Source organism: Streptosporangium sp. NPDC000509, from assembly GCF_042898365.1.
Taxonomy (GTDB): Bacteria; Actinomycetota; Actinomycetes; order Streptosporangiales; family Streptosporangiaceae; genus Streptosporangium.
The window spans coordinates 241277-247712 of the sequence record NZ_JBIAYX010000017.1 but is presented as its reverse complement, the minus strand read 5'-3'; the positions used below and the strand labels follow the sequence as shown (position 1 = coordinate 247712).

Genomic DNA, 6436 nt, shown 5'->3' with positions numbered 1-6436 from the left:
CTACTCGGCTCACCTCAAATAATTCTCCCACAACCCCCAGAACCCCCTCCACCCCCCCCCCCCCACCTGGTGGGGGGGGGGGGGGGGCGGGGGCGGGCCCCCCCCACGACCGTCACTCGCGCCGGAACCCCACGGTGAGCCACAAAAAAGGGGAAGACAATAAACTTGTCCAGAGAGTAAGTAAAGAGGTCGAATCAAATTTTATTGTGACAAAGTCATGTGATGTTGACTCGGGCGTCAAGGTGGACGGTTTGCTAATTTATGCATGCCTTATGTCCGCTTCAAGGAGGCACCCGCAGTGTTCGCTCCCCGAAGGGTCGTCCGGGCGTTGGCGGTGGTGGCCACGGCCGCCGCGATGCTGACGTCCACGGTCTCGGCCCAGGCCGCCGACATCCCTCCACCCGGCGAGGTCGTCACCAGCCCCAACGTGACGCACGTCGGCACCCTGCCCAAGCTTCCCGGCCTTGAGACCACCGTCAACAGCGACATCGCCTTCCAGGGCAACTACGCCTACGTCGGCAACTACGGCGGTTTCTCGATCTACGACATCAGCAACCCGAAGCGCGCCAAGCTCGTCAGCGGCGTCCTGTGCCCCGGCTCCCAGATGGACGTGTCGGTCTACGACGACCTGCTGTTCGCGGCGGTCGACAACTCCCGCAGCGACGACTCCTGTAACAGCGTCGGCCAGCCGGCCAGCGTCAAGGAGTCGTGGGAGGGTGTCCGGATCTTCGACATCAAGGACAAGAAAAACCCCAAGTACATCAAGTCGGTCGAGACCAATTGCGGCTCCCACACCCTGACCCTTGTTCCCGGTAAAACCGGGGACCGCAAGAACGTCTACCTCTACGTCTCCTCCTACAACCCGAGCGACACGTTCCCCGACTGCCTGCCGCCGCACGACAAGATCTCGATCATCAAGGTGCCGCTGCGCAACCCGACCGCCGCCGCCGTGGTCAAGACGCCGGTCATCTTCCCCGACGGGGGCAACGAGACGCAGCCGGGCCTGCTGTTGCCGACCAGCGGCTGCCACGACATCACCGTCTACGCGGAGAAGAACATCGCGGCCGGGGCCTGCATGGGTGACGGCGTCCTGTTCGACATCTCCGACCGGGAGAACCCGGTGATCACCGCACGGACCACCGACCCGAACTTCGCGTTCTGGCACTCGGCGACGTTCAACAACAGGGGCGACAAGGTCATCTTCACCGACGAGCTCGGCGGTGGCGGCGCGGCGACCTGCAACGAGGCGATCGGTCCGAACCGCGGCGCCGACGCCATCTACGAGATCAAGCGCGGCAAGCTGGTCTTCAAGAGCTACTTCAAGATCGCTCGTCACCAGGCCGACAGCGAGAACTGCGTCGCGCACAACGGCTCGCTCATCCCGGTCAAGGGCAAGGACATCATGGTCCAGGCCTGGTACCAGGGCGGCGTCTCCTTCGTGGACCTCAGCGACCCGGCCCGTCCGAAGGAGATCGGCTACTTCGAGCGCGGTCCCGAGCCCGACGGTGGAGGCGGCGGCATCTGGTCGGCGTACTACTACAACGGCTATGTCTACGCCAGCGACTTCTACCGAGGGCTGGACGTCCTCAAGATCGACGACCGTCGCACCGACCCGGCCAAGAACGTCCGGATGGACCGGCTGAACGTGCAGACCCAGGCCTCCTACGGAGAGCACGGCCACCACTGACCGTCCGAGCGGCCGCCCCCGAGGGGACGCGGTCGCCCGCGAGGCGTACGTGAGGGGCGGTGGGCCTTCCCGCCGCCCCTTTTCCGTGCTCCGGTTCTGTGATCCGGCACGACGCTCTTCGTCGGCGTGAGTGCCCGCCTGCGAGGAGGTGAGGGTGCGGAAGCCGTCAGGCGGGGGGGACGAAGCCGCCGGGCGTGGAGTCGGGCCGCCGCGCGGGAGGCGGGGACGTGGGCGGGGGAGGTGCCGGGTGGGGCGACCCCGCCGGAGGCGGCAGGGGGATCCGCGGCTGCGACGGCCGGTGGTCGGGCCGAGGCGCCGATCCGGGAGGCGCGTAAGGAACAGGGACGTACGGAGCGGCGTACGGGGCGGGAGGGTGCGGCTGACCTGTCCACTGCCGCTCCGGCCGGTGCTCGCCGGTTCGCCGAGCCAGGCGCGCCTGCTCGCGGCGACGGCGTTCGGCCAGGACGGCGGTCAGGTAGGCGAACGGCGGCACACCCGGCGGGGCGGGCGGGGAGACGAAGGCCGACATCTCGGTGGCGATGCGCACGCCCATCTCGTGCTGGACGGCCGGGGCGAGGTCGTGCCAGCGCATGAGGTACTGCCGTGCGGTGGCCGCCACCTGCTCGGGCAGCCGCGACAGCTCCAGTGTCGCCGCCCACGGGGCGAGCATCGGCGGCATGTCCAGCGGCGGCCCGTACTGCCGCGGGGCGCGCTCGGAGATCACGATGGTGCCGGAGAAGACGTCGCCGAGCCGCTTGCCCTTCTCCGAGATCAGCGAGCTGATCAGCGCGGGGGCACCGCTGAGCATCCAGAACTCCAGGACCCCCGCCAGCCCGCGGAACAGGGCCTGCCGGAACCGCTCGGGACCGCCGTCGTCGCTGACGACCCGCAGCCCCAGCGCGAGCTTGCCCAGGCTGCGCCCACGCGTGAGCGTCTCGAAGGTCACCGGGTAGCCGACGACCACGAGCACGGTGAGCACGATGTAGACCATCGTCGTCAGCGCCGGATCGTCCAGGAATCCCAGGTTGCCGACGAGGAGGGAGGCCCCCAGCAGGGTCACGATCTGGATCGCCATGTCGATCAGCAGTGCCGCGGCCCTGCTCGGGAGCTGGGCCACGCGGACCTCGACGACCACGGCCTCGCCGGTTACGACATCGGACACAACCAGCACCCTACCTTCGACTGGATAGGCTGATCGCGTGGACATCGACGCCTTTGTCACCGCGCACCGGCCCGCCTGGGATCGTCTCGAGGATCTGGTCCGGCGTCGCGGCTCGCTGGACGGTGCCGAGGTCGACGAGCTGGTCGACCTCTACCAGCGGGTGGCCACGCACCTGTCCCTCGTCCGCTCGGCCTCCGCCGATCCCATCCTGGTGGGCCGCCTGTCGGCGCTCGTCGCCCGAGCCCGCTCCGCGGTGACCGGGGCGCACACCCCGGCCTGGCGGGAGTTCGTCCGCTTCTTCACCGTCTCCTTCCCGGTGGTCGCCTACCGGGCCCGTCGCTGGTGGCTGGCCACGGGCGTCGCGTTCCTGCTGGTCTCCACGGTCGTCGCGGTCTGGGTGGGGGAGAACCCCGGGGTCCAGGCGGCGATCGCCACCCCCGAGGAGATCACCCAACTCGTCGAGCACGACTTCGCCGACTACTACTCGGAGAACCCGGCGACCTCGTTCGCCGGACAGGTCTGGGTCAACAACGCCTGGGTCTCGATGCAGGTCATCATGATGTCCGTCCTGCTCGGCCTGCCGATCCCGTACGTCCTGTGGGAGAACGCGCTCAACGTGGCCGTCTCCGCCGGGCTGATGGCCTCGCGCGGCAAGCTCGACATCTTCTTCGGGCTGATCACCCCGCACGGCCTGCTGGAGCTGACCGCGGTGTTCCTCGCCGCGGCCGTCGGCATGCGCCTCGGCTGGACGGTCGTCGACCCCGGCCCGCGCAGGCGCACGGAGGCTCTGGCCGAGCAGGGCAGAGCCGTGATGAGCGTGGCCCTCGGCCTGATCGTGGTGCTGTTCGTCTCCGGGCTGATCGAGGGCCTGGTCACGCCCTCGGGGTTGCCCACCTGGGCACGGATCGGCATCGGGGTGGTCGCGGAGGTCGCGTTCCTCGCCTACGTGATCTTCTTCGGCCGCCGCGCCGTGGCCGCGGGCGAGAGCGGGGACATCGAACGTGCCCCCGACCTGGCTCCGAGCGCCGGCTGAGCGTTCCGCGGCCCCGGCTGAGCGCGTCGGCTGAGCGTTCGGCCCCGGCGGAGTGCCCGGCCAGGCCGGACTCCGGTGGCTCGGAGTGCCGCGTGAGCGCCGCGCGGCCCCGGGCGTCGAACCCCCGCGGCTCCGGCGTCGACCGGGCACCGGTGCGTGCCGGGGCGGCTCAGAGCCGCCCGGCCGCCTTCAGCGCCAGGTAGGCGTCGGCGAGGGCCGGGGCGATCTGGTCGGGGGCGGTGTCCACGACCTCCACCCCCTGACGGCGCAGCAGGGTGGTGATCCTGCGCCGTCCCGCGCGCAGGTGCTCGGCCGCCGCCGCGCCGTAGACCAGCTCGGAGGTGCCGCGCCCGGCCGCCATCTCGGCCACCTGTGGGTCGGAGACGGCGGCCAGGAGCACCAGGTGCCGCGAGGAGAGGCGGGGAAGGACGGGCAGCAGCCCCTCCTCAAGCGCCGCCGGGTTGAGGTCGGTCAGCACGACGACCAGGCAACGTCGCCTGGCCCGCGCCATGACGGCCGCGACCATCCCCGCGGAGTCGGCCTCGACCAGTTCGGCCTCGATCGGGGCCATGGTGTTGACCAGGGACGACAGCAGCTCCGTACGGCCGGTGCCGGACACCCAGGCACGCACCCCCCGGTCGTGGGCCATGAAGTCGACCCGGTCGCCCGCCCGGGAGGCGAGGGCGGCCAGCAGCAGCGCCGCGTCCATCGACCAGTCGAGGCGGGGCCAGCCGGGCACGACCCGCGACCCGCTCCCGGCGCCGGTCCTCGGCACCTCCCCGGCCAACGGGATCGGGGCGGTGCCCACCCGTCCGGCCGAGGTACGGCCGGTGTCGAGCACGATCAGCACCCGGCGGTCGCGCTCGGGCCGCCAGGTGCGGACCACGACGTCGTCGCGGCGCGCGGTGGCCCGCCAGTCGATCGAGCGGACGTCGTCGCCGACCACGTACTCCCGCAGCGAGTCGAACTCGGTGCCCTGCCCCCGGATCATCGACGGGTGCCGGCCCTCCAGCTCCCTGAGCCTGGACAGCTTGGCGGGCAGGTGCTTGCGGCTGAGGAACGGCGGCAGCACCCTGACCGACCAGGGCACCCGGTGTGAGCCCTGGCGGGCCGCCACACCCAGCGGGCCCAGCGTCCGCACCGTCACCGTGACCGCCTCGCGGTCGCCCCTGCGGGTGGGGGTGAGCGTCGTGACCAGCCGGCGGCGCTCGCCGGGGGGAACGTCCAGCGGTAGGTGCCGGGGCGTGGCGCCCGCGGAGGGCGGCCAGGCGTCCCTGAGCACGCCGCGCACCCTGCGTGGGCCGGGGTTCTCCACGATCAGCTCGACCGTGACCGACTCGCCGAGCCGTACCAGCCGCTCGCCCGAGCGGGTGAAGCGCAGCGGGCGCACGCTCCCGGCCAGCAGCAGGTCGACCGCGACCAGCGCCACGATCAGCAGCGCCACCCCGGCCACGGCGAGCCCGGGCCGGGGGGCGAACAGCACGGCCAGGGTGCCCAGCAGCGCCAGCAGCGCGGCCCGTCCTGTCAGCGCCATGGTCAGCGGGGGACGGGGACGGAGGCGAGGATGGCGTCGATGAGGCCGTCGGCGGTCGCACCCTCCAGCTCGGCCTCGGGACGTATCTGGATCCGGTGCCGCATCGCGGGCCTGGCCAGCGCCTTGACGTCGTCGGGCGTCACGTAGGTGCGGCCGGACAGCCACGCCCAGGCCCGCGCCCCGGCGAGCAGCGCGGTGGCGCCGCGCGGGGAGACACCGAGCTGGAGCGAGGGCGACTGGCGGGTCGCCCGCGCGATGTCCACGATGTAGCCGAGCACCTCGGGGCCCACGTGGACCTTGCCGACCGCCGCGCGTCCCGCGGCGAGGTCGGCGGCGGTGGCCACGGCCTTGACGTGCGAGAGGTCGCGCGGGTCGAAGCCGAGCGCGTGCCGTTCCAGCACCGCGATCTCCTGGTCGCGAGGCGGCAGCGGGACGGTCAGCTTGAGCAGGAACCGGTCGAGCTGCGCCTCGGGCAGCTGGTAGGTGCCCTCGTACTCGACGGGGTTCTGGGTGGCGGCCACGATGAACGGGTCGGGCAGCGCGCGCGCCGCCCCCTCCACGCTGATCTGACGCTCCTCCATCGCCTCGAGCAGCGCGGCCTGCGTCTTCGGCGGCGTGCGGTTCACCTCGTCGGCGAGCAGGAGGTTCGTGAAGACCGGCCCCTCGCGGAACTCGAACTCCGACGTCTTCGCGTCGTAGATCAGCGAGCCGGTGATGTCGCCCGGCATGAGGTCGGGGGTGAACTGCACCCGCTTGAAGTCGAGTGAGAGCGCCGCCGACAGTGTCCTGACGAGCAGGGTCTTGGCGACGCCGGGCACGCCTTCGAGCAGCACGTGGCCCCGGCAGAGCAGCGCGATCACCAGCCCGGTGACCACGGCGTCCTGGCCGACGACCGCCTTGGAGACCTCGGCGCGCAGGGCTCCCAGCGCCTCCCTGGCCTGGTCCGCGCTCTGCGCGGCGGGTACGGCGGATGCGCCGGGCGCGGTCCTCGCGACGGAGGCCGCCTCGGTGAGACCGTCG

The 6436-nt window shown here is 71.6% G+C and carries 5 protein-coding genes; 2 read left to right on the top strand and 3 right to left on the bottom strand.

The features are described from left to right. The first annotated feature begins 298 nt into the window (after positions 1-298). On the top strand, positions 299-1687 hold the full coding sequence (locus ACFY3D_RS29760; RefSeq protein ID WP_389985304.1) for an LVIVD repeat-containing protein: 1389 nt from the start codon (positions 299-301) through the stop codon (positions 1685-1687). Between the two features lie 166 nt (positions 1688-1853). Here the strand turns inward: ACFY3D_RS29760 and ACFY3D_RS29755 are convergent, their stop codons facing one another. Further along, positions 1854-2849, bottom strand: coding sequence for an RDD family protein (locus ACFY3D_RS29755; RefSeq protein WP_389985301.1), 996 nt, complete (start codon positions 2847-2849; stop codon positions 1854-1856). Between the two features lie 37 nt (positions 2850-2886). Here ACFY3D_RS29755 and ACFY3D_RS29750 point away from each other — a divergent pair, with 37 nt between their 5' ends. Next, the gene (locus ACFY3D_RS29750) at positions 2887-3882 is read left to right on the top strand and encodes a stage II sporulation protein M (RefSeq protein WP_389985298.1); all 996 of its coding nucleotides are present in this window, start codon (positions 2887-2889) and stop codon (positions 3880-3882) included. 169 nt (positions 3883-4051) lie between these two features. Here the strand turns inward: ACFY3D_RS29750 and ACFY3D_RS29745 are convergent, their stop codons facing one another. Next, complete coding sequence (locus ACFY3D_RS29745; RefSeq protein ID WP_362906251.1) at positions 4052-5416, bottom strand: DUF58 domain-containing protein; 1365 nt, start codon at positions 5414-5416, stop codon at positions 4052-4054. Positions 5417-5418: 2 nt separating this feature from the next. Further along, the gene (locus ACFY3D_RS29740; RefSeq protein ID WP_362765908.1) at positions 5419-6342 is read right to left on the bottom strand and encodes a MoxR family ATPase; all 924 of its coding nucleotides are present in this window, start codon (positions 6340-6342) and stop codon (positions 5419-5421) included. Positions 6343-6436 lie beyond the last annotated feature (94 nt).

Bases quoted from the DNA above. Each gene is read 5' to 3' on its own strand.
- ACFY3D_RS29745 (WP_362906251.1), bottom strand. From the start codon at position 5,416: ATGGCGCTGACAGGACGGGCCGCGCTGCTGGCGCTGCTGGGCACCCTG.